A 23,460-nucleotide genomic window follows, 5' to 3' on the forward strand; every position below is an offset into this window, starting at 1 on the left:
TTCACGATAGAGCACGAGCAACGCCAGTGTCAGCCGCGCTTGCCGTTGGACTTTGAGTCGTCCTTGCCGTTCTTGTTGTTCTTGCCGTTCTTCTTCTCCGGCAAATCGGCCGCGAGCAGAACGCGCGACTTTTGCAGTTCGTCGCGGGTTGCGTCGTCGACCCGCGGGAAATGCAGGTCCAGGCCTTCGAGCCCCTCGACCAATGCCGAGGCGACCACCAGCCGGGTGAACCATTTCTTGTCCGCCGGCACCACGAACCACGGCGCATGCGGGCGGCTGGTTTCGCGGATCGTCTCCTCGTAATAGCGCATGTAATCGTCCCAGAGCTTGCGCTCCGCGACATCGCCCAGATTGAACTTCCAGTTCTTGGCCGGATCGTCGATCCGCTCGAGGAAGCGCTTGGCCTGCTCTTCCCGCGAGACATGAAGGAAAAATTTCATGATCAGCATGCCGTTGCGCGCCTGAAATTTTTCGAAGTCGCGAATGTCCTCGTATCGCTGTTTCCAGATTTCCTTTGTCACGAGTTGCGGCGGAATTTTCTGCTTTGCCAGAATCTCCGGATGCGCCCGCACCACCAGCACTTCTTCGTAATAGGAGCGGTTGAAAATCCCGATCCGGCCGCGCTCGGGCGTGGCGATCGTGGTGCGCCACATGAAATCGTGGTCGAGTTCATGCGAAGTCGGCGCCTTGAACGAATAGACCTGACAGCCCTGCGGGTTGATCCCGGACATCACGTGCTTGATGGCGCCGTCCTTGCCGGCGGCATCCATCGCCTGGAAGATCGCCAGCACCGACCAGCGGTCCTGCGCGTAGAGCATCTCCTGATAGTCCGCGAGCTTGCGGATGCTCTCCTGCAGCAGGTCCTTGGCGTCGTCCTTGTCGATGGCAAGGCCTGCAGTGTCGCCGGGATCGATGTCCGCGAGGCGGAATTTTTCCGGATTGTCGATGCGGTATTTGCGGGCGAGGGTTTCGATCTTCATCCCGTCACTTCACGACGATCCGCATGCTTTGGCAAGCGATCTCAGCCTGCCGCGCTGCGCAGGAAGGTCTGGATAAAGCCGGGCATCATCGGATCGATGTCGGCTGCGCCACGCGCCACATAGGCGTCCGCCAGTTCGGGCTCCGCCTCGCGTGCGATATGGGCGCGGATGCGGTCGCGGATTTGCTGCGCCGTCTCACGGCTGCGCATTGGCTTCAAGAGCGCGAGCATCGGGCCAGCCGGCAGGCAATGCCAGCCGCCATCGATCGTGAAGTCCTCCGGATCGAGCCCGGTCTCCTCCGCGACCTCGCGGCGGACACTGGCGTCGAGATCGACCTTGCCGTCGACGATGTCGTTCAGGTCCGGCGTGCCGCCGGGGAAATAGATCCTGCCGCCATTCATCGTGCCGGCGCTCATGACGCCGAGCACGTAAGTCCCGTCCGAACCCTGCAGCGCGCCGAGCGCGAAGCAGTTGATCACGCCGTCGTCCGGAAAGCCGAAATCGCGCCAGGCCATGAAGCTCGCAAAATCGCATTCGAAAAAGCTGCCGAATAGCGCAGCACCCGAAATCTCGTGCCGATTCATCAACAGCACGCGGCCGTTCCACATTCCCGGCTTGTCGCGCCGCTGCGCCTCGAAATGCGCATCGATCTCGGCCCGACGCTCGCGCGCAAACGCCCAGTCGAACGGCGCGATGCGAAGGTCCAGCGTCTCGATGCGCAGTAGATCTGCGGCCATCACGCCTCGATATGTCCGTCGCTGACGATGATCGCGGCCCCGCCGATGGTGGCGCGCGTGAGCGCCCGGCCCTCCACCGTCATGCCGAGCTCGATCTGGCTTGGCCGGCCCATCTCGTAACCCTGCTCGATCACGAAGCGATGCTCGCCATCGCCCGGATGCGCGGTATCCATCACCACGCCGGCGAAGGCCGCCGCGGCCGCGCCGGTCGCCGGGTCCTCCTGAATGCCGAGCTTCGGCGCGAACATGCGGGCATGGAAATGGTGCCCCGGTTCGGTGGTCTCGCCGCAATAGAGATAGACCACTGCACGGCCTTCCTTGCCGAACGTGGCTTCGAACGAACTTGCCGGCGCTGCGCGCCCGATTGCGTCGCGATCGCGGACCGGGACGAAATGCGCCGGTACGCCGGCCGACCAGCGAGAGGGCGTACCGAAACCGATTTCATCCTCTTTCAGGGATAGCGCCGTCGCTGCCTCCGCCGCGCTGACTGCTGCGCCGGCCCGCTCAGGCAGACGCGGCAGCACGAAGCTCGCGCGGCCGCGTTCGCGGGCCTGGGCTTCCACCATGCAATGGACATCGCCGACCGCTTCTTCCAGCACCATCTCGTGTGCGCCGAGATTGTAGCCAGAGGTGCATCCGAGCAGCACCGCGGTGCCGACGGTCGGATGTCCGGCGAATGGCAGCTCCGCCGCCGGCGTGAAGATCCGCAGCATCGCACGATGCCGCTGGTTGGACGGCTGCATCACGAACACGGTCTCGGCGAGATTGAACTCGCGTGCGATCGCCTGCATGCCGGCCTTGTCGAGGCCGTCGGATTCCAGCACCACCGCCAGCGGATTGCCGGCGAAGCGGGTTTGAGTGAACACGTCGAGGGTGACAAAGCGGCGGCGCATTCAAGTGCTCGCTGTGTGGGCTCCCCTCCTCCCGCGAGCGAAGCGAGTGGTGGGGAGGGGTCGGGGGTGGGGGACTTATAGGCCAGTCCATAAATTTGGACAGGTTTGAAAAATACCCCCACCCCGGAAGAGGCAGCGGCCTTAGTCGATCTTCTCCGCTTCGAACACCTGCGAGGGCTTCACCAGTTCGTCCTGCGCCTCGATCAGCAGGATCTCCCGCGCACCACGCTCGGCGGTGAGTTTGAGCACCCCGAACAGCGAGGAACCAGCCTGCGCCATTGCGTCCGCGCAGGATCCGGTCCTCAGCAAATGTGCGAAGAACAAGGCTGCGATCGCGTCACCTGCACCGTTGACCGTGATCGGCAGGTGCGGCGTGCGCAAGCGGAACCGGCCATCGCGGCCGGATGCGAGCATCTCGATATGATCGTCCGGGGTCTCGTCGGTCTGCACCGACGTCACCAGCAGCGTGCCGATACCGAAGGCATGCAGGAAGTCCGTCGCCGCCAGCATGCCGTCCATGGTGCCGGTGTCGAGCCCGGTGAGAATGCCGACTTCGAACTGGTTCGGGCATGCCACGTCCGCAACCCGCAGCGCGCGGGTGCGGATCAAGTCCGCGATGCCCTCGCGCACATAGATTCCGGTATCGGCGTCGCCGATCACCGGGTCGCAACAATATTGTGCCGCGGGATTGGCGTGCTTCACCCGCGCGACCGCGTCGAGGATCGCCTCGCCGGTCTCGGCGGAGCCCATGTAACCGGAGATCACGCCGTCGCAGTTCGACATGACGCCGCGATCTTCGATGCCCTTCACCACATCGCGGATATGGGCTGCGCCGAACACCTCGCCGGTCCAGCTCCCATAGCCGGTATGATTGGAGAATTGCACGGTATTGACCGGCCAGACCTCGACGCCGATCCGCTGCAGCGGAAACACCGCGGCGGCATTGCCGACATGGCCGTAAGCGACGTGCGACTGGATCGAGAGGAGATTCATGGTGAGCGGACCTTCACCTCCTCCTGAAAGGGGGAGGTCGACCGCCTTAGCATAGCGAAGGCGGTCGGGTGGGGGTCAAGTCATCGAGCATCCTTGAACCAACAAGATGACCCCCTCCCCAACCCTCCCCCTTTCGGGCGGAGGGAGAAGAAAGGCGCGGGCGGAGGAAAAGCGCGCGCCCTACTTCGCCTTGAGCGCCTGTTCGACAAACTTGTTGGTGTAGGTCTTCGACAGATCGATCTTGGCCTTCGCGACCGCCTCCGAGGACAGGCTGAACACGTCCAGCACCGCCTTGGCGCCTTTCGGGTCCATCAGTCCCGTGAGCGAGTACATCGGGATCGTGGCCTTCAGCGCATCGAGATAAAGCGCCTTGTCGGCGCCGATCAGTTCCGGCGGCATCTTCGCCATGATCTCTTCCGGCGTATTCGCGTGAATCCATTTCAGCGTGTTGACAATCGCGGTGGCCATCCCCTGCGCCAACTTCGGATTTTTCTCGATCCACTCCGCCTTGGTGTAAAGCGCGCCGCCCGGATATTCGCCGCCGAACACATCGAGCGTATCCTTTTCGGAACGCGTGTCGGACAGGATGCGCAGATCCTTGTTGCGCCCCTGCAGCTGCGTCACCGCCGGATCGAGCATTACCGCGGCATCGACCGAGCCCTGCTCCATCGCCGCGACCGCGGTCGCGCCGAGCCCGATGCCGATCACGCCGACCGAACCGGCATCGACGCCATTCTTCTTCATCAGATAATTCAGGAAGTAATGCGTCGACGATCCCGGCGCCGAGACGCCGACCCGCTTGCCGGCGAGATCCTTGATCGAGGTGATGGTGCCAGTCTGCTTCGGCGAGACCACAAGCACGAGGCCCGGATAGCGGTCATAGACCACGAAGGCCTGTAGATCCTGGCCCTTGGCGGCGAGGTTCACGCAATGATCGAAATAGCCCGACACCACGTCGGCCGATCCGCCCAGCACCGCGGTCAGCGCCTGCGAGCCACCCTTGAAGTCCACCATCTCGACATTGACGCCGGCCTTCTCGTACTCGCCGAGCTGCTTGGCCAACACCGTCGGCAGGTAGCAGAGGCAAGACGCGCCACCGATGGCGATAGTGACCTTGGATTGCGCAAAGGCCGCGCCCGACATCAGCGCGAGCGCAAACAGCGACGAAACCAGCCGCCGGACGATCCGAGTCGTCATGAAAATTCCTCCCGGTTGCGACGAGCGGCCTGTGCCGGCCGCATTGGATGATGGACGATAAAACACCGCGCCGGACCTGCAAAGTCCGGCCATTGTTAATGGCATCACGTCCGCGTATCGGCGGCGACCGGGCGCCAGACCAGCAATCGCCGTTCCGCGAGGGTCACGAAGCCGTCGATCACGATCACGAACGCGGCCAGCACGAACATGCCGGCGAAGACCCCGGCAATGTCGAAAGTTCCCTCCGCCTGCAGGATCAGATAGCCGAGCCCCGCCGCGGACCCGAGATATTCGCCGACCACGGCGCCCACCACCGCGAAGCCGACCGAGGTGTGCAGCGAGGAGAACATCCAGGACAAGGCCGAGGGCCAGTAGACATGGCGCATCAATTGCCGCTCGTTCATCCCGAGCATCTTCGCATTGGCGAGCACCGTCGGGCTCACCTCGCGCACGCCCTGATAGACGTTGAAGAACACGATGAAGAAAACCAGCGTTACGCCGAGCGCCACCTTCGACCAGATTCCGAGTCCGAACCACAGCGTGAAGATCGGCGCCAGCACGATGCGCGGCAGCGCGTTGATCATCTTCACATAGGGATCGAAGATCGCGGCGATGATCGGCTGACGCGCGAACCAGAAGCCGACCAGGATGCCGCCAACCGAGCCGATGACGAAAGCCAGCGTCGCCTCGGTCAGCGTGATCCACAGATGGCGCCAGATCGTGCCCTCGTAGAACCATTGCCAGATGCGCGCGAACACGTCGCCCGGCGTGGAGAAGAAGAACGGCGGCACCAGCGGCTTGCCGTCCGACATCGGAATTGTGGTGAGCAGATGCCAGGCCAGCAGCGTCACCACGAGGACGAGGACCTGGCAACCGACAAGCGCGACGCGGTTCATGATTCCCCGCCCTCCGTCTGCGCGTAGCCTTTCAGCACCTCGTCCTTCAGTACGTTCCAGATTTCCCGGTGCAGGTCGTGAAAGCTCTTGTCCAGCTTCACCTCCGAAATGTCGCGCGGGCGCGCCAGCGGCACGCGCCAGTCGCCGATGATGCGCGCGGCCGGACCCGCCGACATGATCACCACCCGGTCCGACAATGCGATCGCTTCTTCCAGATCGTGGGTGACGAACAGCACCGCCTTGCGGTCGGCGCTCCACAGATCGAGCAGCAGGTTGCCCATGATCTGTCGGGTCTGCGCGTCGAGCGGACCGAATGGCTCGTCCATCAACAGGATCTTCGGATCGCGGATCAGCACCTGCGCCAGCCCGACCCGCTTGCGCTGGCCGCCCGACAGCATATGCGGATAGCGGCCGGCAAAGCCGCCGAGCCCGACGCGCTTGAGCCAATGCTGCGCCCGCGTCCGCGCCTCCGCCGTCGGCACGCCCGCGGTCTCGAGACCGATGGCGACATTCTGCAGCGAGGTCTTCCAGGGGAACAGGGCATCGGCCTGGAACAGATAGCCGGATTGCAAATTCAGGCCGGCCAGCGGCTCGCCGAAAATATCGGCGGTGCCGGCCGAGGGTGTCAGCAGACCGGCCGCCACATTGAGCAGCGTTGATTTGCCGCAGCCAGTCGGGCCGACGATAGCGACGAACTCGCCGTCCGCAACCGACAGGGTGGCGTCGCTGACGGCGGTGTAGGTGGCACCCTTGCCAAGCCGGAACGTGATGGTCACGTCGCGCAATGCGACCGCGGGGGCCGAACGCTCCGCCCCAGCCGGCAAAGCCTCGGCTGCCGATACCCCCATCACCGAAGCTCCGCTCCCGCCCGTGTTTTGCGGACGACATTACCCGCCGCCCGAATGCGCGCAAGCGTCAGGCGAGGTCCTCGTCCCTCTGGTTGACGAAAATCAGCACCGCGAGGAGCGTCATGTAAAACCGGAAGGCCGCCTCCTGCCCGTTCCAGGTCTTCGATTGCCACATCGCAAAATATTCGCCGCCCACCACCATGAAGCCGAAGAACCAGACCATGAAGCCCATGGTAGCGCCCGCCACCATCCAGGTCTTGGCGCGCTGGAAGCTCGCGGCCGGGGCGCGCAACGCCATCAGCATCGAGAAGGTCGCGACCGCCAGCAGCAGGAACACCACGCCTTCCGCGGCGATGATCCCGACATATCCCAGCGTCCATAGCCTCGGATCGGTGATCGCCCGGCCCGTCAGCTTGTTGCCCGGAAACGTGGTATCCATACTGAGAACGTGTTTGACGAACTCGTAGTTGGTTCCGTAATCGACGATATTGTCGTAGCTGACGATGAATGCGAACGCAGCCAGCGCCGCCGTCATCGCGACCTTTGCAAGCCGGACGATCAGCATGATGTCCCTCCCCCGCTCCGCCTGCGCTTATGCGCCTTGCGCAGATTCGCCTCAATGACCGACCGCAAGCTGTTCATTCGGATCGAACTGACGGCCAGCGCGCGGGCCCGTTCGGAGGCGGCCGGGCTCGATGTCAACGCCGCGGCGAGCCAGAGCCTCGACGACCGGGTCCAGGTCGGCGACCGGCTGTCGTTCGGCAGCGACCCGGCCGACGATTTCGTGGTGCTGCGCAGGCGCTACCTGATCGGTAGCGGGCCGGCGATCCTGGTGCTGGAAGTCGACCACCCGGCGCGCAATTAATCGCGGCCCGCGCGGCTATCGCGCGCCGGGGAAATACTCGATGTGCATGTCGCCTGAGCGGCCGTAATAGACCACGCGGCGGCCGGCGATCGACACCAGATAGCCGGCGCAGCCCGCCTCCATGACACGCCGGCAGAACTCCTTGTACTGGATGGCGCCGGCCTGCGCCGCACGCACTGCGGCCTCGACGCCGCTCGCCGAAAATGCGCTTGCAAGCGTCGCAGCGACTGTCGCGTTGCGAACCACTTCGGATTCGCCGTCCGGCAGATAATAAGTGCGCTCGGAGCGCGCGAAGTCCTGATGGTAGCGCTCGACACCGGCATCGGCGAGTTGCTTCACGATCTCGCCGAAGCTCTGGTTGCCCTCGTCGGAGGCGCGCGAAGCCTCCACCATCACGTCATGAATTGCACGATCCATCGTCGATCCTCACTCCGGAATGAATAGAGTTATTGTCAGTCGACCGGCTGGCCCTTCAGTCCAAGCCGGCGGACGATGCCTTTCATGGCGTCCTCGATCGCCGCACGCTCCCGCGGCGACAGGTGACCAAAGAAATCCGCGTCGTTCCGGTCCGCGATCGCCGCGAGCTTCGGCACCAGCGCGCGGCCCTGCCGCGTCAAGGCGAGCATCTGCGACCGCGCATCCGTCTCGCTCGCCGTGCGGGTGACGAACGACTTCGCAATCAACCGGTCCGCGATCTTGGTAATGGCGCCGCGGGTTAGCCCGATCCGCTGCGCAAGCGTGCTCGGCGTGCATTCGCCGTCATAGAGTTCGCGCATCAGCACCCATTCGGCGACCGAGACGTCCTGCCCGCGCAGCCTGTCGCTGAACGATTGCGACACCTGGTTCGAGACGAAACGCAGCCAATAGCCGAGATGGCTCTCCAGCGCGCTGACGCCAGACCGCGCTCCGGCCGCTTTCTGGGATTTTGTTTCCATGGAAACCATATAGCAGAGTTGCTTTCCATGTCAACTAATTCGAATGAACTGGCTTTTGATTGAGACCGTGCCCCTGAGATGCGACAATGGCGCGATGCAGCCGATCATCGCCTTCGATCACGTTACCAAGGTCTACGCGCCGGGCATGCCGCCCGCACTCGACGACGTCACCATGGATATCCCGCAGGGCGCGTTCGTCGCCATCGTCGGCCAGTCCGGCTCCGGCAAGTCCACCCTGCTCGGCATGATCAACCGGCTGATCGACCCCAGCGCGGGCATTGTGCGTTTCGAGGGCGATGACGTCCGCGATCTCGATCCGATCGGTCTGCGCCGCCGCGTCGGCTACGTGTTCCAGGATGTCGGGCTGTTCCCGCACATGACGCTCTCTGAGAATATCGCGATCACGCCGCGGCTGCTGGGCTGGGATGCCGCGCGCCGCAGCACGCTCGCCGACGAATTGCTCGAACGCGTGCACTTGCCGCCTGCCGAGTACCGCGACCGTTTTCCGGCCGAATTGTCCGGCGGCCAGCGTCAGCGCATCGGCGTTGCGCGCGCTCTCGCCGCCGAGCCGCATGTGATCCTGATGGACGAGCCGTTCGGCGCGCTCGACCTGCGGACCCGCGATGCGCTGAGCCGGGATTACCGCACGCTGCATGACACGCTGAATCTCACCACCGTCATGATCACCCATGACGTGATCGAGGCGGTGCTGCTCGCCGACCGCATCGCGGTGATCCATGAGGGCAGAATCGCGGCCTATGGCACGCCGCATGAGCTGATGGACGGGACCCAGAGCCCCGACGTGCGCGCGCTGATGGACATGCCGCGCCGCCAGGCCGAGCGGCTGACCGCCCTGATGCGCGCCGGCGGAGCGGCGTGATGTTCTCGGATCCCGCCTTTGCCGATGCCTGGTCGCGCTTGCCGGATTATCTCGGCCAGCATGTGCTGGTGAGCCTGACTGCGCTCGCGCTCGGACTGGCCATCAGCTTTCCACTGTCGCTGTTCGCGGTGCGGCGGCCGCATCTGCGCACCATATTGCTCACATTCGCGAGCGTGGTGCAGACCATTCCCGGCCTCGCGCTGCTCGCTTTGTTCTATCCGCTGCTGCTCGGCATCGCCGCGCTGACCGCGCAATATCTGGGCTTCGAATTTTCCGCGCTCGGGTTCCTGCCCGCGGTCCTGGCGCTCACGCTCTATTCAATGCTGCCGGTGATCCGCAACACCATCACCGGAATCGACGGCGTCGACCCCGCGCTGCGCCGCGCGGCCCAGGGCGTCGGCATGACCGCGCGGCAATCGCTGTTCATGGTGGAATTGCCCTTGGCGCTGCCGGTGATCATGGCCGGCATCCGCACCGCCGCGGTCTGGGTGATCGGCACCGCGACGCTGGCAACACCGATCGGCCAGACCAGCCTCGGCAATTACATCTTCAGCGGCCTGCAGACCCAGAACCTGATCTTGGTGCTGTTCGGCTGCGTCGCCGCGGCGGCGCTGGCCCTGTCGGTCGACCTTCTGCTGTCGCTGATGGAGCGCGGCGCCGCCCAGCGCCGCCGTGCGCCCGCCGTTACCGGTCTCGCGGGGCTCGCGCTGATCGTGGCGCTGGCGCTCATTCCATCGCTCACCGCCCGCAAGAGCGAGTATGTGATCGGCGCCAAAACCTTCGCCGAGCAATACATCCTCGCCTCCCTGATCGCGCAGCGGCTGGAGGCCAACGGGCTCACCGCGCGCCGGCGCGAGGGTCTCGGCTCCAGCATCATCTTCGACGCGCTCGCCGCCAACGAGATCGACGCCTATGTCGATTATACCGGCACCATCTGGGCGAACGTGATGAAGCGGACCGACATCCAGCCGCGCAAGGAGACGCTTGCCGAAGTCGCAGGCTGGCTCAACCGGGAGCGCGGCATCACGCTGGCCGGCGCGCTGGGCTTCGAGAATGCCTATGCGCTGGCGATGAAGCGCGACGAAGCCGAGCGTCTCGGCATCAAGACGCTGGCCGATCTCGCCGCGCACGCGCCGCAACTCACCATCGCCGGCGACTACGAATTCTTCAGCCGGCCGGAATGGGACGCGATCCGCGAGTCCTACGGGCTGTCGTTCAAGGCGCAACGCGCGATGCAGGCGGAATTCATGTATCCCGCTGCCGGCAACGAGGTCGACGTGATCTCGGCCTATACCAGCGACGGCCGCATCGCCCAGTACGACCTCGTGGTGCTGGAAGACCCGAAAGGCGTGATCCCGCCCTATGATGCTGTGCTACTTGTGTCGCCGAAGCGGGCGGGCGACGCAGCCCTGCTCGCAGCACTCAAGCCGCTTGACGGCGCGATCGACGTAACGCTGATGCGCGAGGCCAATCTGCGCGCGGGCCTGAGCCAGCCGCCGGAACAGGTCGCGACGTGGTTGGCGCAACAATTACGGAAATAAGCTGACGCTGCCGCGCCACCTAATTCTTCAGCGACGGCACCTTCTCGACCAGATCGCCGATCTGCTTCGAGACCTGCTCCATCCGCACCGCAAAATCCGGTCCGTCGAAATAGTCGATGGTCTGCCCGGATTTCTTCATGCCCGCGCGGAAGCCGTCGGACTTCACGGTGTCCGCGCACGCCTTGCGCATCCGCGTCAACGTTTCCGGCGATACGCCCTTCGGCGCATAGAGGCCGAACGGTGTCGCAAAGCCTTCGCCGAAGCCAAGTTCGTTCGTGGTCGGCACATCCGGCAGGATCGGGATGCGATCGCGCGCGATAATGGCGAGCGGCCGCATGTTGCCGACGCCTCCGGCATCGCCTGCCATCTGCACATCGATATGATTGCCCATCAGCGCGGTGCGCGCCGGAGCGTCGCCGCGGAACGGGACCGACGTGAGCGAAACGCCGGCCCGCGCCGACAGATCGAGCATCTGAAGATGCGGGATGCTGCCGGGTCCGGGATGGCCGTAGGTGAGCGTGTCGGGGGCCTGGCGCGCCTTCTCGAACAATTCCTTCAGCGACCGCACCGGAGACTCCGGCGAGACAACGATCACCGTCGGAGTGACCGAGACCTGGCAGATATAGTCGAAGGACTTCACGTTGTAGCGCAGGTCGCTGCGCAGATGCGGCCGGCCGGTGATCACACCCATCGCGGAAAAGCCGAGGGTGGCGCCGTCCGGCGCCGCCAGCGCGGTCGCGGTCGCGCCGATGGTGCCGCCCGCTCCATCGCGGTTGACCACGACGAAGGACTGGCCGAGTTCTTTCGATAGTCCCTCGGCCAGCATGCGCGCGACGATATCGGTGACGCCGCCTGCCGGAAACGGAATGATCAGTTCGATATTGCGCGACGGTTGCGCCTGCGCGAATGCGGGCACGGGCGGCGCCAACGCAAACAATGCCAAGGCGACGATGCAACCAGTCCGCTTGCCGATCATGACGCGTCAGAACTCCGATACGGGGGCCGGAATTCGACTCAAACAGGTTGCCAAAAGCAAGCGAAAACAGGTGCTGCATCGCACCATACGCACGTGGGCAGCCGTGACTGCAGCACCATAGACAGATGCACTGCGCAGCCATCCCACTCTCGGAATGGCTGTTGCTGCGCGCTCGCCGGATTATTTCTGGAACATCACCTTGTCCAGCAGCCATTGCGACATTTTTAGCTTCTCGCCGCGCGGCAGCTTCTTGAATCCCTCGTCATGGAATTCCTTGTTCGGCCAGGTGGTGCCGGCGGTCACGGCCATCCGCCACTTCACCTGCTCCTTGGTGACGTTGAACACCATCAGGTCGCGCGCGAACACCAGCGGCCCGCCATAACTCTTGCGCACCGCGTCCAGATGTCCGGGCAAGGTCTCGTCGTCATTGTAGAAGTGATAGCCGACCGCGAGCCGCGGCTGGCAGAGCGCGAACACGCTGCCCGCTTCTTCCGGATCGGAATGTGCGACGGTGCAGACGCCGCGCGCGGTGCGCTCGTCATAGCCGGCGCGGTCCATCATCACCTGCCAGCGGTCGAAGGTTTCGTGGATCATGATGTCGGCGCCCTTGCCGTTCTCGACCATGAAATAGGACGGCGTGGTGTCGCCGGAATAGACGAATGTCAGCCCGTTCCATTCGAGGCGCAGCGACACCGGGCCGTCGTAAATGTGCACGGCCGGGAACGACGTGATCTTGACGCCGTTCTTGTCGTAGATCACCGCAACCTTCGCGTAATCGAATTCATGGACATCGACCTCGGACCCGACCAGCGGCAGCAATCCGTGGCGGGTATCGGCGTCCCAGCGCAGCGACTCGATCTGGTGCTTTACGAAATGCTTCATGCCGTGTTCGGGAATTTTTCCCGACGGCCCGTAGACCTGCAGCGGATGCATCCGTCCGCCCGACCAGCCGCCTTGCCGGATCTGCATGAAATCGCCGACATGGTCGGTGTGAAGATGCGTGGCGATGACCGCGGTGATGGCGTTGTAAGGAATCTCCAGCGACACGAAATTGCGCTGCGTGCCAAAGCCGAAATCGATCAGGAACTTGTCGCCGTTGCCGAGTTCGACCAACCAGCCGGTATTGACCTGATCCTTGCGCAGATAGGGCCGCCCGGTGCCGAGCGCGATGATGCGCATCTCGTCGGCCGCAAGCGGCTCGGTGTTCGGGAAATAATGGTCGCGGTATTCACGCATGGAACTGCATCTCCGGTCTCAGGCTGCCGATGTCCTGCCCTGCGGCAGGGTCGCGGCGGGCTCGTAGGAATCGACAAGTTTCGTCAGCAGCCGCAGGAATTGCTGCTTCTCGCTCGCAGTAAACGCGCCGACCATCCGGTCGCGCTCTGCGGTGATCACCTCCAGCGCCGCCTGGTACAGCGACTGGCCGAGTTTGGTCAGCGCAAGTTCGGTGATGCGCGCCTCGCCCGCTGGCTTGTGGCGCACCATCACGCCCGAGCGCACGAAGCGGTCGATCATGCGGCTCAGGGTCGACGGGTCGGTGGCGATATAATCGGCGATGTCGGCGGGCCGGTTGAGCTGCGTATTGGCAAGCGTCGCCAGCAGCCGCCAGTCGTGGATGGTCAGGCGTTTGCTGCGGAAAGCCTTCTCCAGCCGTCCATTGAAGCGGCGGGTCAACGAATTGATCATGAACGGCTCGAAGCGCTCGAGATCGAGCGCCTCGCTGCCGGCGCGCGCCGGCGCAGGCTTGCGCGGCATATCAGTTCGGCCGGCCGGTTTTCTTGATCAGAGCGCCGATGGTGTCGGCATCGCGTCCGACACGCGCCGCCAAGGCGTCGCCATCGAGATAGCGAACGTTGTGACGCGCCTTCTTCATGGCGTCGAGCGTCGCCTCCGACTTCATCGCCGACGCACAGGCCGATCGCAGCTTCGCCAGCACCTCCGGCGGCAGCCCCTTGGGCGCGAACAGCGCGTTCGGCGTGCCGAACCCGGTGCCGAGACCCATCTCCTTGGTCGTCGGCACATCGGGCATGGCCGGCAGGCGTTCGTCGCCGAACACCGCGAGCGTGCGCACATTCTTGCCCGTCACTGTGGCATCGGCCGACATCAGCAGGTCAATATGGTTGCCGAGCAACGCGTTGAAGCCGAGTGCATCGCCGCGGAACGGCACCGCGGTCAGCTTCAGATCATTGTCGGCGGACATCTGCAGCATCAGCAGGTTCGGCACCGTGCCCGGTCCGGGATGGCCGTAGGTCACCTTTTCCGGGTTGGCGCGGATATAGGCGACCAGATCCTTAAAGCTTTTGTGCGGGCTTTCGTTGGACACCGAGGCGACCACGATCACGTCGGTCACCTGGCAGATGTAATCGAACGAGGCGGCGCTGTAGCGCAGGCCGTCGCGCAGATGCGGCTGCGCGGTCACCACGCCCATGGCGGAGAAGCCGAGCGTATAGCCGTCGGGCTGCGCCGCGGCGACTGCGCTGGTGCCGATGACGCCTGCGGCACCATCCTTGTTCGCCACTACCACCGGCTGCCCGAGCGCTTTCGACAGCGCATCCGCGAGCGGACGCGCGGCGAGGTCGCTGTTGGCGCCGGCGGGAAACGGCACGATCATTTCAATGCTGCGCGTCGGATAGGTTTGCGCCCACACGGCTGCGGGTACCACCGAAACGGCGGCCACGAGCAACGCTCGCATGATCAACAGCATCGGAAACCTCCGCGAACCACGATGTCGACATCAAAACCGGCGACGCCATTGCAGCCAATTGCATTTGCAATTGCAAGCAAAATTAGGCGGCAATGGCCGATGCGTCGGCACTCCGCCGGCGCCAGCGAGACATCGATGGCGGCTTGTCAGGGCGCCAGCAGGCGGTCGGCAATCGCCGAGTCGAAGAACTGCGTGTAGGACGCCACCTTGCCGTCGCGGAATTCGATCAGGTCCAGCGATTCCGTCACGGCGGATTTTCCGGTCGCCCGCGATCTCACGGTGAAGCGGATGCGGATCGCGGCCTTGGATCCCTCGACGACGGAATCGACAATCTTGAGATCCTTGAACTCGAACGCCTCGACGAGTTGGGACAAGGCCGCCCGCATGCCGCCACCTTCCGTCATCACCGAAACGGTCGGCTGCGGTGGCGACGCATTCAGCGTGAATTTCGCATCCGGCGTGAACACCGCAAGCACCCTGTCCACGTCGCCATTCACGCGGGCGATGTAGCCGTCGCCCATCACTTTCAGCATCTCGTCGCGCGTCATCTGAAGTCCTCCCCAGGAAGACACCATCATTGCGCGAGGGGTTTTGGCTGTCTACCGGGGCGCGAACCGCACACGATAAAAAAGGCCGGCACCCTGTGCCGGCCTTTCGAAACACTTTCGCAAGAGCACGTGGATCAGTTCTTAGTCTTGTCCACCAATGCCCGCTGCTTGATCCAAGGCATCATCTCGCGCAGCTTCTCGCCAACCTTCTCGATGTCGTGGGCGGCGAGTTTGGCACGGGTTGCCTTGAACGAAGTCTGGTTGACCTTGTTTTCCAGCATCCAGTCGCGGGTGAACTTGCCGGACTGGATGTCGTTCAGCACCCGCTTCATCTCCGCCTTGGTCTCCGGCGTGATGATGCGCGGGCCGGTGACATACTCGCCGTATTCGGCGGTGTTGGAGATCGAGTAATTCATGTTGGCGATGCCGCCTTCGTAGATCAGGTCGACGATCAGCTTCACCTCGTGCAGGCATTCGAAATACGCCATTTCCGGCGCGTAGCCCGCCTCGACCAGCGTCTCGAAGCCGGCCTTGATCAGTTCGACGAGACCGCCGCAGAGAACGGTCTGCTCGCCGAACAGGTCGGTTTCGCATTCCTCCTTGAAGCTGGTCTCGATGATGCCGGCGCGGCCGCCGCCGATCGCCGAAGCGTAGCTCAGGCCGAGGTCATGCGCATTGCCGGACGAGTCCTTGTGGATCGCGATCAGGCAGGGCACGCCGGCGCCGCGCTGATATTCGCCGCGCACGGTGTGGCCGGGGCCCTTCGGCGCGACCATCAGCACGTCGAGATCGGCGCGCGGCTCGATCAGGTTGAAATGCACGTTCAGGCCATGCGCGAACAGGAGCGCGGCGCCGTTCTTCATGTTGGCATGCAGGTGGTCGCGATAGATGTCGCCCTGCAATTCGTCAGGAGTCAGCATCATGATGACGTCGGCCCATTTGGCGGCCTCGGCCACTTCCATCACCTTGAAGCCCTCGCCCTCGGCCTTCTTGGCGGAGGCGGAACCCTTGCGCAGCGCGATCGCCACGTCCTTCACGCCGGAATCCCGCATGTTGAGGGCGTGGGCATGGCCCTGGCTGCCATAGCCGACGACGGCGACCTTCTTGCCCTTGATCAGGTTCAGGTCGGCATCCCGGTCGTAATAAACGCGCATTATAAACCCCGTGAAATGGCGGCTCCCGGCCGCAATCGCTGCAAGGCGCCGGAGGTGGTTCCGGCGCCGTTGGCAGGGTTTCTAGGGGGATGGGGGGCGCGCGGCAAGCCCTGTGGCCGACGCCTTTCTCAGGAGTTAACCACCCGCAGAAGCGGTTTCGGTGCGTATGGGGCGGATTCCACGGGAGTCGACCGACGTGGCGACGATTGCCCCGCCTCGGGGAACAGCTTCCAGCGGTTCGGCCTGAAGGCGATCCGGGCTCCCTGGGCCGCAGGGTGTGCTGCCGGCACCTCGATCTCGACGCGGTGCTGCCCGCCGCCGATTTCCAGCTCGACGCGCTTGGTGCCCGCCACCCGGCGGCTGGCCGACACCGTCCCGGCAATGCAGCCGCCGCATCCGTCCACCAGTTCTACATCGTGCGGCCGAAAATAGAGCGCCGCCTGGCCATCCTGCGCATCCTTGGCCGCCAGCCCGATCGCACGGTCGTCCAGCCAGATCTGGCCGCTCTCGACGCGCACTGGAAGCGAACTCGACTCTCCGATGAAGCCGAATACGAAGGGCGAATTGGGCGTGTCGTAAACCTCGTCGGCAGTGCCGACCTGCTCGATCTTGCCCTGGCTCATCACCACGACGCGATCGGCAAGCTCAAGCGCCTCCTCCTGGTCGTGGGTGACGAAGACGGTGGTGTGTCCGGTCCGGTCGTGGATCTCGCGCAGCCAGCGGCGCAGCTCCCGGCGGACCTGAGCATCGAGCGCGCCGAACGGCTCATCAAGCAGCAGCACGCGCGGCTCGATCGCGAGCGCGCGGGCGAGCGCGACGCGCTGGCGCTGGCCTCCGGAGAGCTGGTTCGGATAGCGTTTCTCCAGGCCCGACAGCTGAACAAGGTCCAGCAGTTCGGACGCACGGCGGCGGATTTCCGCCTTGGGCGGACGCGTCGCGGCCGGCCGGACTTTAAGTCCGAAGCCGATATTCTCCGCCACCGTCATGTGCCGGAACAGCGCATATTGCTGGAAAACGAAGCCGACATTCCGCTCCTGCACCGACTTGAAAGAGGCATCCTCGTTGCCGAAGAAAATCGAGCCCGCACTCGGGAAATCGAGTCCGGCAATCAGGCGCAGCAACGTGGTCTTGCCCGAGCCTGATGGTCCCAACAATGCGATCAGTTCGCCGGAGCGGATGTCGAGCGACACGTCATGGAGCGCCGGGAATCGGTCGAACTGTTTCCGAACGTTTCTGATGGCCAGTTCCATGTTGTCCTCAATGTCCGCTTCGGGTTGCGGCGAGTTGGTCGGCGTAACGCCATTCCAGCCAGGTCTTGATCACCAGCGTCAACAACGCGAGCCCTGCAAGCACAGCCGCCATGCTGAAGGCGGAGACTTGGGCCAGCGCCCTGAACTCCTGATAATATAGCTCAATCTGCAGCGGCATGGTCACCGTTTCGCCCCTGAGCTTGCCGGAGATGACCGCCACTGCGCCGAATTCGCCCATGGCGCGGGCATTGCACAGCAGGACGCCGTAGAGCAGCGCCCATTTCACGTTCGGCAAGGTCACGTAGAAAAAAGTCTGCCAGCCGGACGCGCCGAGCGACAGCGCCGCCTCCTCGTCACCGGTGCCCTGATCCTGCATCAGCGGGATCAGTTCGCGCGCGATGAAGGGAAATGTCACGAAGATGGTCGCGAGAATAACGCCCGGGACGGCGAAAATGATGCGCACGCCGAAATCCTGCAGGAACCAGGCGCCGATCGGCGTGAACGGTCCGAGCAGCAAGACATAGACGAGGCCGGCGACGACGGGCGACACGGAGAATGGCAGGTCGATCAGCGAGATCAGCAGCGCCCGGCCGGGAAAACGATACTTGGCGATGCACCAGGCCGCCGCCACGCCGAATACGAGATTGCAGGGCACCGCGATCGCGGCCACCAGCAGCGTCAACTTGATCGCGGCGATCGCTTCCGGGTCGCCGAACGTCGCGAGCGCCGGACCAAGACCCATGCTGAGAGCCTGCACGAAGACAGTCAGCAACGGCGCAACAAGGAACACCGCCAGGAACAGGACGCTCAGCACGATCAGCACGACGCGGACCGGCCGCGTTTCGGTGACCGGAGAGCGGACGGCACGCATTTCGATTGCCGTCTCAGACATGACCGTACCTCCGGTAGCTCCAGAACTGAATGAGGTTGATGAGCAGGAGGATCGCGAACGAGATGGTGAGCATCACCGCGGCAATCGCGGCGGCGGCCGCGTAGTCGCGCTCCTCAAGCCGGAACACGATGAGAAGCGGCAGGATTTCGGTCTGTCGCGGAATATTGCCGGCGATGAAGATCACCGAGCCATATTCGCCGACGGCGCGGGCAAAGGCGAGCGCGAAGCCGGTCAGGATCGCCGGAAACAACGGTGGCAATATGATGCGCAGGATCGTGGTCCGCCGTGGCGCGCCAAGTGTGGCGGCGGCTTCCTCGACCTCGCGGTTGAAGTCTTCGAGCACCGGCTGCACGGTGCGAACGACGAACGGCAAGCCGATAAAGACCAGTGCGATCCAGATACCGATCGGGGTATAGGCGATGGTGATGCCAAGCGGCGAAAACAACTGGCCGATCCAGCCCTGCGGAACATAAAGCGCGGTCAGCGCAATACCGGCAACGGCGGTCGGCAACGCAAAGGGCAGATCGACGATGGCATCGAGAAGCCGCCGCGCGAAGAACCGGTAGCGGACCAGTACCCACGCAATCACGACACCGATCACCACGTTGAACAGCGCGGCGAGCAGCGACGCACCGAAGCTCAGCTTCAACGCCGCCATGAATCTTGGCCCGGTCACGATCGCGACAAAGCGGCTCCAGTCGAGCTCGAAGGTCTTGATGTAGAGGCCGACGATCGGAATCAGCACGATCAGCGACAGGTAAAAGATCGTGAAGCCGAACGTCAGCCGGAAGCCCGGAATAATGCTCGGCTCCCGAAACCGGAATCCCGCCATAGCCAATGTGCTCCGATGGTCTGAAAACCCTGCGGGTCGTAGGACGACAAGCGCCCCACGACCCGCCCGTTCGCTTGGACGAAAGCCCGTCAATCCTTGGAGTAGATTTTGTCGAAGATGCCGCCGTTATCGAAATGCGTCGGCTGAGCCTTGGCCCATCCACCGAAAACGTCGTCGATTTTCACCAGCTTGACTTTCGGGAAAGCCTTGAGGTCGGCGGGATCGGCATGCTCGGGCTTGCCGGGCCGGTAGAAATGCTTCGCGAAGATCTTCTGCGCTTCCGGCGAATAAAGCTGATCCAGAAACGCCTTGGCCAGTTCGCGCGTGCCCTTCCTGTCGACATTGCGGTCAACGATCGCAACCTTCACCTCGGCGAGGATCGAAACCGACGGCACGACGATCTCGTAATCCTTACCGAACTCCTTGAGCGATAGCAGGGCCTCATTCTCCCACGCGATCAATACGTCGCCCACCTTGTTCTGGACGAAGGTATTGGTCGAGCCGCGCGCTCCGGTGTCGAGCACAGGCACGTTCCTGTAGATGGCGGCCACGAAATCCTGCGCCTTCTTCTGGTCGCCGCCGGTGCGATCCAGTTCGTAGGCCCAGGCCGCGAGGTAGTTCCAGCGCGCGCCCCCCGAGGTCTTCGGATTGGGCGTGATGACCGAGATGCCCCGCTTCGCCAGATCGTTCCAGTCCTTGATGTTCTTCGGGTTGCCCTTGCGAACCAGGAAGACGATGGTCGATGTGTAGGGCGACGACGCGTCCGGGAATTTGCTCTTCCAGTCAGGATTGATCAGGCCCTTCTGCTCGATGCCGAGGATATCGCCTTCGAGTGGGAAGGTTACGACGTCGGCGGGCAAGCCATCGATCACTGACCGGACCTGTGCGCCGGAGCCGCCGTGGCTGTTGCTGATCTCGACCGAGCGGCCGGTTTTCTGTTTCCAGAACTTGGCGAAGTAATCGGCATAATCGCGATAGAGTTCGCGAGTCGGGTCGTAGGATACGTTGACCAGCTTGTCCTGGGCGGAAGCGCTACCGACGCTTCCGAATTGTGCCGTCACGGTCATCGCCGCGATCGCGACTGCCGAAGCCAGAAGACGCATCTGCCACCTCCATCGGCCGGACTTTCAACGTCCGGCAAGCGTTGTGGGTTCGCCGCCAATAGCGGACGATGCCCCGGGTTCGGTTCGGTGAGATGCGACAGCGCCCGGAAATGAAGGACGAACCTGCTCCAGTGCCCCCGCACGTCACAGGAATCGACGGGAATCCCGTTCAACCCCGGACACGATGGGAGCATCTAATTCCGACTAAATCAATCAGAATAGTATTATTTATACAGGGGTCCCGGGAGTAGATTTTTCTGCGGCGGCTTGCGCCAGTGTTGTTTTCTCAAGCACTTTCGCGGTCGCGTCGCGCGCCGCGATCAGTGCCGGCCGAAGCTGGCAGATGTGCAAATCGACGCAGTCCGGGCATTGCCGGAACGCCGTCTGGCTGGCGCAGGGCGCCAGTGCCAGCGGCCCGTCGATATGACGGATGATTTCGGCCAGATTGATGTCCTTGGGAGAGCGGCTGAGCAGGAAGCCGCCCTGGTTGCCGCGGGTCGAAACCAGCAGGTTGGATCGCTTCAGCTCGGAGAAGATCTGCTCGAGGAACGGCCGGGGGATTTTCAGATCCTGCGAGATGTCGCGCACAGAGACCGGCGCGGCGCCTCTGTGGCCGGCGAGATAGATCATCGCCCGGAGGGCATATTTGGCGCGGCGCGAGAGCATGGATCAAGGATTACGCGGTTCCGGCGTACCGGCCAAGATGGATCACATCACCATCGGCACGATGCTGGCGACCAGCAGCAGCGCCATCGCGATGTTGAAGACGCGGGCATGTTTCGGGTCGCTCAGCACCCGCCGCAAGGCCACGCCAAAGCCGGTCCAGGTCGCGACCGCGAAAACGGTGGCGACCGCAAACACCGCGGCCAGTACCATGAAATCGGTCAGCCAATGTCCCGGCCGGACATAGATCGCAATTGCGGAGAGCGCGATCACCACGGCCTTGGGGTTGACCCACTGAAACAGCGCCGCCTGCAGGAAGGTGATCGGCTGCGCGACGTGCTTGTCGTCGGCGGACGCCGGTGCCGCGGTCGCGATCTTCCAGGCCAGCCAGACGAGATAGAGCGAACCGATGACCTTCAGCGCGGTTTGAAGCGGCGGCCAGGCCGCCACGAGCGCGCCGAGGCCGGCGGCGCAGCCAACGAGCAACACGACAAAGCCGAAGGTGATGCCGAGAATATGCGGGATGGTTCGGGTGAATCCGAAATTCACGCCGGACGCCGTCACCATGATGTTGTTCGGCCCCGGCGTGAATGCCATCGCCGATGCAAACACGACCAGCGCCACGAACGTGTCGATCGGCATCGCCGACCCCTTCCAGCAAAATGAACCGCTTTACGCCTCTAAATCCGGAGGCTTTGTCGCGACCAGCGCCGACTCACCGCCAAGCACCCGCAGCGCATTGACGATGACCGCAACGTCGATCGCTTCCTGCAGGATCGCCCCCTGGACCGGCGGCAGATATCCCAGCGCGGCCACGATCATCGCAAGCCCCGACAAGCCTATTCCGGCTAACACGCTCTGCAGCGCAATGGAACGCGCGCGCTGCGCAATCCAGACCGCCGGATAGAGCCGGGCCAGATCGTCGACCAGGAGCACGATATCGGCGGCCTGCGCCGATGCCGCCGCGCCGCGCGCGCCCATCGCAAGGCCGACATCAGCCGCGGCCAATGCGGGCGCATCATTCACGCCATCGCCGACCATCATGACAGGACCGTTCTTGCGCTCCGACAATACCACCAGCACCTTCTGGTCCGGCGATAATTCGGCGCGTACGGCATCGACCGCGAGGCCCTGGGTCACCGCATGCGCGACATCTTTGCGATCGCCGGTCGCAAGGACGATACGTTCGATGCCGAGATCGCGCAGGCGGGTCAACAGGTCGCCGGTGCCGTCCCGCAGCCGGTCGCTGAGAACGATGATCCCGGCATGGACGCCATCGATGGCGACATGCACGGTGAGCGCGCCGTGCGACAGGCCTTCCCGGCGGACGAACGGCTTGCCGATGGCCGTTGAGACGAAGCGCCGCCCGCCGATCGCGACACGGTGGCCGTCGACATTGCCGGTAACGCCCTCGCCCGGCGTTTCGGACACGTCCGCCGGTATGGCAAGCATCAGCCCACGCCGCCGCGCGTCCGCCACGATCGCAGCCGCCACCACATGTTGCGAGGCCTGATCGAGCGAGGCCGCAAGGCGCAGCAGCGCGACCGGCTCGAGCGGTCCGGTCGGCAGGATTTGCGACACCTCCGGCCTGCCAACGGTCAGCGTGCCGGTCTTGTCGATCACCAGCGATCGAATACGCCCCAGCGTCTCCAGTGCAGCACCGCTTTTGATCAGGATGCCGCTGCGTGCGGCGCGCGACATTCCGGACACGAGCGCGATGGGTACCGCCAGGATGAGCGGACACGGCGTCGCCACCACCAGCACCGCCACGGCACGAACGGGATCGCCGCTGCCGAACCAGGCGGCACAGGCAAGCGTCACGGTGACGCCGAGGAAGACCAGCGAATAACGATCCGCCAGCCGCGCCATTGGCGCCCGCGAGTGTTGCGCCTGCTCGACGAGTCGTACGATTGCGGCATAGGTACTTTCGCCGGCGGGGCGCATTGCAATGAGGTCGAAGCTCTCGCCGGCATTGGTGGAGCCGCTCATGGCGTCGGCGCCCGCTGCCAGTTGCACCGGGACGGATTCGCCGGTCAGCGCCGATTGATCCAGAACCGCCACGCCCGCTGCCACCGTGCCGTCGACCGGCACGATGTCGCCGCGACGGATCAGCAGCAGGTCGCCGGGGACGATCGCGTCAATCGGGACTTCTTCCAGCGCGCCATCGCGATGACGGATCGCAAGGCGCGGCACCCGCTCGAGCAGCGCCGACATGTCGCGGCGCGCGCGGCCTTCGGCGAAACGCTCGAGATATTGTCCGCCGGCATACATCAGCGCGACGATGGCAGCGGCGAGATTTTCGCCAACCGCGAGCGCGGCACTCATCGACAGCGCAGCCACGATATCGAGGCCAACCTTCCCGGCGCGCAGGCTTTGCCAGATTTCGACGATCAACGCCGCGAGGACCGGGACCACGCCCGCAATCAGGAATGCGTTCGACCAGCTCTCAGCGCCGGCGAACCGTGCGATCACGCCCGCCGCAAGGCCCATGACCGCGACGGCCATCAGCACGGGACGCAGTGTCAGTTCGTGGATCGCTTGCACCTTGCGTCACTTTGCGGCGGCTACCATGA

The 23,460-nt window shown here is 64.0% G+C and carries 26 protein-coding genes; 3 read left to right on the plus strand and 23 right to left on the minus strand.

All coding sequences use genetic code 11. From position 1 onward, the window contains the following. Positions 1–29: 29 nt before the first annotated feature. From AC5I5I_RS08290 to AC5I5I_RS08325, 8 genes are all read right to left on the minus strand, one after another. Positions 30–980, minus strand: coding sequence for a polyphosphate kinase 2 family protein (locus AC5I5I_RS08290; protein ID WP_495971797.1), 951 nt, complete (start codon positions 978–980; stop codon positions 30–32). A gap of 41 nt (positions 981–1,021) precedes the next feature. After that, the gene (locus AC5I5I_RS08295; protein WP_495971799.1) at positions 1,022–1,717 is read right to left on the minus strand and encodes an NUDIX hydrolase; all 696 of its coding nucleotides are present in this window, start codon (positions 1,715–1,717) and stop codon (positions 1,022–1,024) included. After that, the gene (locus tag AC5I5I_RS08300) at positions 1,717–2,610 is read right to left on the minus strand and encodes a PhzF family phenazine biosynthesis protein (RefSeq protein ID WP_495971801.1); all 894 of its coding nucleotides are present in this window, start codon (positions 2,608–2,610) and stop codon (positions 1,717–1,719) included. The genes AC5I5I_RS08295 and AC5I5I_RS08300 overlap by 1 nt, the downstream gene beginning before the upstream one ends. Positions 2,611–2,751: 141 nt before the next feature. Continuing rightward, positions 2,752–3,603: a pyridoxal kinase PdxY gene (pdxY, locus tag AC5I5I_RS08305; RefSeq protein ID WP_495971803.1), complete on the minus strand. Its 852-nt coding sequence runs from the start codon at positions 3,601–3,603 to the stop codon at positions 2,752–2,754. Positions 3,604–3,783: 180 nt separating this feature from the next. Continuing rightward, on the minus strand, positions 3,784–4,800 hold the full coding sequence (locus AC5I5I_RS08310; RefSeq protein ID WP_495971805.1) for an ABC transporter substrate-binding protein: 1,017 nt from the start codon (positions 4,798–4,800) through the stop codon (positions 3,784–3,786). A gap of 104 nt (positions 4,801–4,904) precedes the next feature. Continuing rightward, on the minus strand, positions 4,905–5,696 hold the full coding sequence (locus AC5I5I_RS08315; RefSeq protein ID WP_495971807.1) for an ABC transporter permease: 792 nt from the start codon (positions 5,694–5,696) through the stop codon (positions 4,905–4,907). After that, positions 5,693–6,544, minus strand: coding sequence for an ABC transporter ATP-binding protein (locus AC5I5I_RS08320; RefSeq protein ID WP_495971809.1), 852 nt, complete (start codon positions 6,542–6,544; stop codon positions 5,693–5,695). Before AC5I5I_RS08320 ends, AC5I5I_RS08315 begins: the two co-directional genes overlap by 4 nt. Before the next feature lie 67 nt (positions 6,545–6,611). Continuing rightward, positions 6,612–7,106, minus strand: coding sequence for a DUF2165 family protein (locus AC5I5I_RS08325; protein WP_495972559.1), 495 nt, complete (start codon positions 7,104–7,106; stop codon positions 6,612–6,614). 57 nt (positions 7,107–7,163) lie between these two features. Between AC5I5I_RS08325 and AC5I5I_RS08330 the strand changes: the two genes are divergently transcribed. After that, positions 7,164–7,409, plus strand: a complete 246-nt coding sequence (locus tag AC5I5I_RS08330) for a hypothetical protein (protein WP_495971811.1) — start codon at positions 7,164–7,166, stop codon at positions 7,407–7,409. A gap of 15 nt (positions 7,410–7,424) precedes the next feature. Here AC5I5I_RS08330 and AC5I5I_RS08335 read toward each other — a convergent pair whose 3' ends face one another. Beyond that, a complete protein-coding gene (locus tag AC5I5I_RS08335; protein ID WP_495971813.1) occupies positions 7,425–7,826 on the minus strand; it encodes a DUF1398 family protein in 402 nt (133 codons plus the stop codon). Between the two features lie 35 nt (positions 7,827–7,861). Continuing rightward, positions 7,862–8,344: a MarR family winged helix-turn-helix transcriptional regulator gene (locus tag AC5I5I_RS08340; RefSeq protein WP_495971815.1), complete on the minus strand. Its 483-nt coding sequence runs from the start codon at positions 8,342–8,344 to the stop codon at positions 7,862–7,864. A gap of 94 nt (positions 8,345–8,438) precedes the next feature. Here AC5I5I_RS08340 and AC5I5I_RS08345 point away from each other — a divergent pair, with 94 nt between their 5' ends. Both AC5I5I_RS08345 and AC5I5I_RS08350 read left to right on the plus strand, forming a co-directional pair. Next, positions 8,439–9,224 carry an ATP-binding cassette domain-containing protein gene (locus tag AC5I5I_RS08345; RefSeq protein WP_495971817.1) on the plus strand — a complete coding sequence of 262 codons (786 nt, stop codon included), beginning with the start codon at positions 8,439–8,441 and terminating at the stop codon, positions 9,222–9,224. After that, positions 9,224–10,765, plus strand: a complete 1,542-nt coding sequence (locus AC5I5I_RS08350; RefSeq protein ID WP_495971819.1) for an ABC transporter permease/substrate-binding protein — start codon at positions 9,224–9,226, stop codon at positions 10,763–10,765. Before AC5I5I_RS08345 ends, AC5I5I_RS08350 begins: the two co-directional genes overlap by 1 nt. Positions 10,766–10,784: 19 nt before the next feature. Here the strand turns inward: AC5I5I_RS08350 and AC5I5I_RS08355 are convergent, their stop codons facing one another. From AC5I5I_RS08355 to AC5I5I_RS08415, 13 genes are all read right to left on the minus strand, one after another. Further along, a complete protein-coding gene (locus AC5I5I_RS08355) occupies positions 10,785–11,741 on the minus strand; it encodes a Bug family tripartite tricarboxylate transporter substrate binding protein (protein ID WP_495971821.1) in 957 nt (318 codons plus the stop codon). Positions 11,742–11,921: 180 nt separating this feature from the next. Continuing rightward, on the minus strand, positions 11,922–12,977 hold the full coding sequence (gene gntH, locus AC5I5I_RS08360; RefSeq protein WP_495971823.1) for a guanitoxin biosynthesis MBL fold metallo-hydrolase GntH: 1,056 nt from the start codon (positions 12,975–12,977) through the stop codon (positions 11,922–11,924). Positions 12,978–12,995: 18 nt separating this feature from the next. Beyond that, on the minus strand, positions 12,996–13,496 hold the full coding sequence (locus AC5I5I_RS08365) for a MarR family winged helix-turn-helix transcriptional regulator (protein WP_495971825.1): 501 nt from the start codon (positions 13,494–13,496) through the stop codon (positions 12,996–12,998). Between the two features lies 1 nt (position 13,497). Beyond that, a complete protein-coding gene (locus AC5I5I_RS08370; protein WP_495971827.1) occupies positions 13,498–14,445 on the minus strand; it encodes a tripartite tricarboxylate transporter substrate binding protein in 948 nt (315 codons plus the stop codon). A gap of 146 nt (positions 14,446–14,591) precedes the next feature. Continuing rightward, on the minus strand, positions 14,592–14,993 hold the full coding sequence (locus tag AC5I5I_RS08375; RefSeq protein ID WP_495971829.1) for a nuclear transport factor 2 family protein: 402 nt from the start codon (positions 14,991–14,993) through the stop codon (positions 14,592–14,594). 134 nt (positions 14,994–15,127) lie between these two features. Further along, positions 15,128–16,147, minus strand: a complete 1,020-nt coding sequence (ilvC, locus tag AC5I5I_RS08380) for a ketol-acid reductoisomerase (protein WP_495971831.1) — start codon at positions 16,145–16,147, stop codon at positions 15,128–15,130. Between the two features lie 128 nt (positions 16,148–16,275). Continuing rightward, positions 16,276–17,397 (minus strand): sulfate/molybdate ABC transporter ATP-binding protein, encoded by a 1,122-nt coding sequence (locus AC5I5I_RS08385; RefSeq protein ID WP_495971833.1) that lies wholly within the window; start codon positions 17,395–17,397, stop codon positions 16,276–16,278. Between the two features lie 7 nt (positions 17,398–17,404). Beyond that, positions 17,405–18,289 (minus strand): sulfate ABC transporter permease subunit CysW, encoded by an 885-nt coding sequence (cysW, locus tag AC5I5I_RS08390; RefSeq protein WP_495971835.1) that lies wholly within the window; start codon positions 18,287–18,289, stop codon positions 17,405–17,407. Beyond that, entirely contained in the window at positions 18,282–19,121 is an 840-nt protein-coding gene (gene cysT / locus AC5I5I_RS08395; protein ID WP_495971837.1) for a sulfate ABC transporter permease subunit CysT, read from the minus strand. The genes cysW and cysT overlap by 8 nt, the downstream gene beginning before the upstream one ends. Before the next feature lie 89 nt (positions 19,122–19,210). Then, positions 19,211–20,224 (minus strand): sulfate ABC transporter substrate-binding protein, encoded by a 1,014-nt coding sequence (locus tag AC5I5I_RS08400; protein ID WP_495971839.1) that lies wholly within the window; start codon positions 20,222–20,224, stop codon positions 19,211–19,213. A gap of 228 nt (positions 20,225–20,452) precedes the next feature. Beyond that, positions 20,453–20,890 carry an RrF2 family transcriptional regulator gene (locus tag AC5I5I_RS08405; protein WP_495971841.1) on the minus strand — a complete coding sequence of 146 codons (438 nt, stop codon included), beginning with the start codon at positions 20,888–20,890 and terminating at the stop codon, positions 20,453–20,455. 42 nt (positions 20,891–20,932) lie between these two features. Beyond that, positions 20,933–21,529, minus strand: coding sequence for a LysE family translocator (locus AC5I5I_RS08410; RefSeq protein WP_495971843.1), 597 nt, complete (start codon positions 21,527–21,529; stop codon positions 20,933–20,935). A 30-nt stretch (positions 21,530–21,559) separates the two neighbouring features. Then, positions 21,560–23,392: a heavy metal translocating P-type ATPase gene (locus AC5I5I_RS08415; protein ID WP_495972561.1), complete on the minus strand. Its 1,833-nt coding sequence runs from the start codon at positions 23,390–23,392 to the stop codon at positions 21,560–21,562. Positions 23,393–23,460 lie beyond the last annotated feature (68 nt).

The sequence above is a fragment of the Pseudorhodoplanes sp. genome, from assembly GCF_059499825.1.

Bases quoted from the DNA above. Each gene is read 5' to 3' on its own strand.
- cysW (WP_495971835.1), bottom strand. From the start codon at position 18,289: ATGTCTGAGACGGCAATCGAAATGCGTGCCGTCCGCTCTCCGGTCACC.
- AC5I5I_RS08405 (WP_495971841.1), bottom strand. From the start codon at position 20,890: ATGCTCTCGCGCCGCGCCAAATATGCCCTCCGGGCGATGATCTATCTC.
- AC5I5I_RS08290 (WP_495971797.1), bottom strand. From the start codon at position 980: ATGAAGATCGAAACCCTCGCCCGCAAATACCGCATCGACAATCCGGAA.
- AC5I5I_RS08370 (WP_495971827.1), bottom strand. From the start codon at position 14,445: ATGCTGTTGATCATGCGAGCGTTGCTCGTGGCCGCCGTTTCGGTGGTA.
- AC5I5I_RS08375 (WP_495971829.1), bottom strand. From the start codon at position 14,993: ATGACGCGCGACGAGATGCTGAAAGTGATGGGCGACGGCTACATCGCC.
- AC5I5I_RS08310 (WP_495971805.1), bottom strand. From the start codon at position 4,800: ATGACGACTCGGATCGTCCGGCGGCTGGTTTCGTCGCTGTTTGCGCTC.
- AC5I5I_RS08410 (WP_495971843.1), bottom strand. From the start codon at position 21,529: ATGCCGATCGACACGTTCGTGGCGCTGGTCGTGTTTGCATCGGCGATG.
- AC5I5I_RS08340 (WP_495971815.1), bottom strand. From the start codon at position 8,344: ATGGAAACAAAATCCCAGAAAGCGGCCGGAGCGCGGTCTGGCGTCAGC.
- AC5I5I_RS08330 (WP_495971811.1), top strand. From the start codon at position 7,164: ATGACCGACCGCAAGCTGTTCATTCGGATCGAACTGACGGCCAGCGCG.
- AC5I5I_RS08295 (WP_495971799.1), bottom strand. From the start codon at position 1,717: ATGGCCGCAGATCTACTGCGCATCGAGACGCTGGACCTTCGCATCGCG.
- AC5I5I_RS08335 (WP_495971813.1), bottom strand. From the start codon at position 7,826: ATGGATCGTGCAATTCATGACGTGATGGTGGAGGCTTCGCGCGCCTCC.
- AC5I5I_RS08300 (WP_495971801.1), bottom strand. From the start codon at position 2,610: ATGCGCCGCCGCTTTGTCACCCTCGACGTGTTCACTCAAACCCGCTTC.
- ilvC (WP_495971831.1), bottom strand. From the start codon at position 16,147: ATGCGCGTTTATTACGACCGGGATGCCGACCTGAACCTGATCAAGGGC.
- AC5I5I_RS08320 (WP_495971809.1), bottom strand. From the start codon at position 6,544: ATGGGGGTATCGGCAGCCGAGGCTTTGCCGGCTGGGGCGGAGCGTTCG.
- gntH (WP_495971823.1), bottom strand. From the start codon at position 12,977: ATGCGTGAATACCGCGACCATTATTTCCCGAACACCGAGCCGCTTGCG.
- AC5I5I_RS08355 (WP_495971821.1), bottom strand. From the start codon at position 11,741: ATGATCGGCAAGCGGACTGGTTGCATCGTCGCCTTGGCATTGTTTGCG.
- cysT (WP_495971837.1), bottom strand. From the start codon at position 19,121: ATGGCGGGATTCCGGTTTCGGGAGCCGAGCATTATTCCGGGCTTCCGG.
- AC5I5I_RS08345 (WP_495971817.1), top strand. From the start codon at position 8,439: ATGCAGCCGATCATCGCCTTCGATCACGTTACCAAGGTCTACGCGCCG.
- AC5I5I_RS08400 (WP_495971839.1), bottom strand. From the start codon at position 20,224: ATGCGTCTTCTGGCTTCGGCAGTCGCGATCGCGGCGATGACCGTGACG.
- AC5I5I_RS08315 (WP_495971807.1), bottom strand. From the start codon at position 5,696: ATGAACCGCGTCGCGCTTGTCGGTTGCCAGGTCCTCGTCCTCGTGGTG.
- AC5I5I_RS08385 (WP_495971833.1), bottom strand. From the start codon at position 17,397: ATGGAACTGGCCATCAGAAACGTTCGGAAACAGTTCGACCGATTCCCG.
- AC5I5I_RS08365 (WP_495971825.1), bottom strand. From the start codon at position 13,496: ATGCCGCGCAAGCCTGCGCCGGCGCGCGCCGGCAGCGAGGCGCTCGAT.
- pdxY (WP_495971803.1), bottom strand. From the start codon at position 3,603: ATGAATCTCCTCTCGATCCAGTCGCACGTCGCTTACGGCCATGTCGGC.
- AC5I5I_RS08415 (WP_495972561.1), bottom strand. From the start codon at position 23,392: ATGGCCGTCGCGGTCATGGGCCTTGCGGCGGGCGTGATCGCACGGTTC.
- AC5I5I_RS08350 (WP_495971819.1), top strand. From the start codon at position 9,224: ATGTTCTCGGATCCCGCCTTTGCCGATGCCTGGTCGCGCTTGCCGGAT.